The sequence below is a fragment of the Hominiventricola aquisgranensis genome (assembly GCF_040096225.1).
GTDB classification, from domain to species: Bacteria; Bacillota; Clostridia; order Lachnospirales; family Lachnospiraceae; genus Hominiventricola; species Hominiventricola aquisgranensis.
In genome coordinates, this window is the sequence record NZ_JBBMFC010000069.1 from 1 (window position 1) to 1,507 (window position 1,507).

2 protein-coding genes are annotated in these 1,507 nt (G+C 36.5%); both read left to right on the forward strand.

Annotated elements, in window-relative coordinates:
* The first annotated feature begins 910 nt into the window (after positions 1 to 910).
* A complete protein-coding gene (locus WMO62_RS15720) occupies positions 911 to 1,087 on the forward strand; it encodes a hypothetical protein (RefSeq protein ID WP_435390517.1) in 177 nt (58 codons plus the stop codon).
* Between the two features lie 64 nt (positions 1,088 to 1,151).
* Positions 1,152 to 1,388, forward strand: coding sequence for a hypothetical protein (locus WMO62_RS15725; protein WP_055060928.1), 237 nt, complete (start codon positions 1,152 to 1,154; stop codon positions 1,386 to 1,388).
* Positions 1,389 to 1,507 lie beyond the last annotated feature (119 nt).

Sequence of the window (1,507 nt, forward strand, 5' to 3'; positions counted from 1 at the left end):
GCAATGACTAGAAAAATATTTAGGAGAATATTGATGAGATAAAGAAGGATAAAAACTTAACCTGGATAGAATCAGAACAAATAATTTTTGCATGGCTGGATAAAGACAATCGGGTTGCTCCGCTAACGGATGAACAATTAAATCCGGTATGGAAAATACTAAATTACGAAACTGGGAAATATGATTCAGTGCAGAAACATTTCCGGGTATTTGAAGCGTAGAAGGCTTGAGTCATCCGTTGTAAAAGCAAGAAAAAATAATACATTTGCGGTCAATTTGTTATCGACAGTTGACCGCAAGCACGGTATAATAAATATAAATCTAATAAGAAAACCAAATAATCATTACTGTAAAATGTCAGGTAATGGTAGTCATCATTTATAATTGGAAGGAACAGGTTGGCTTTACCCTAATGGTGGAAAATCCACCATTTTTCCACCCAAACTGTAATTTCTCAGATGAAAACAGGTTTTCTTATCTTTTCTGAAATTGACAGAAAAAGCAGTAAAATCAAGGCTTTGAATGACTTTGATTGACATAGAATGCAAGCTGTTTTCTGTACTAGGATGAACTCCTAAGCGTGGGGTCGGAGGTTCAAATCCTCTTGGCGACAGGTTTCAAAGCGTTCGAAAATGTTAGCTGGATTAGCTGACAACGAACGCTTTTGTTATTTTCTAATCACGTTCGTGGCATGAAATTCCATTTAAAATGATCAATTTCCAGCTAACATTTGGGTTCCGTTCTGTTGTCATCCCTTATTTAGGGATGTAAATCAGAGAAAAGGCGGGAAAAGAAACAATCTCTCCCAAACCTGCAAACATAAATTAGCTGAAACAGTATTCAATTCTATAAGTCACCAAAACTTTATGAGGTTATTCCCAAAGAAGAAATTGCTGATTTTGAAGAAGTCATGCGTAAAACCATAGCAGACATTGTATCAGAAGCCAGCAGTGTTGCCTGCTGGGTATATGTGCAGAAATATGTGAAACAGAAAACTCTAGACGAAATGCTACAAGAATGGTCAGAAGCAAGTCAGTTCATCATTGCCATGGATGCTTGGTTTGAAAGATTGATGGTGGATCAATAGAAGTTGTGATAGAATGAAGAAAACGATTTGATGTGCAAATCGAAATTTAAGGAGGAAAAGTACAATGAAAAAAGCTATTATTATGATGATTGTGGTATTTGCTTTAGTTGTTTGGCCGTTCAGCGGTGTGTGGCAGCTCTTGTCTGGCATCATTGGCGGTGGAGTCCGAGAATCCTTTATTTATCCGATTTATGGTGGAATTATTCTTCTTTCAGGTATTATAGTCGTTTGTACTGAACTCATTCTGGAAGAAATCAAATCGTTAAAAGACGATATAAAAGATAAAAAAGAAGGATGCTGACAACTTCCCGTTTATTTGGAAGTCGCAGAGAACGAAAAATCGGAATTTATAGGAGGTGAATCTGCATGAAATGTCCATATTGTGGTGATGAAATGATTAGAGGATACCTAATGAGTTCA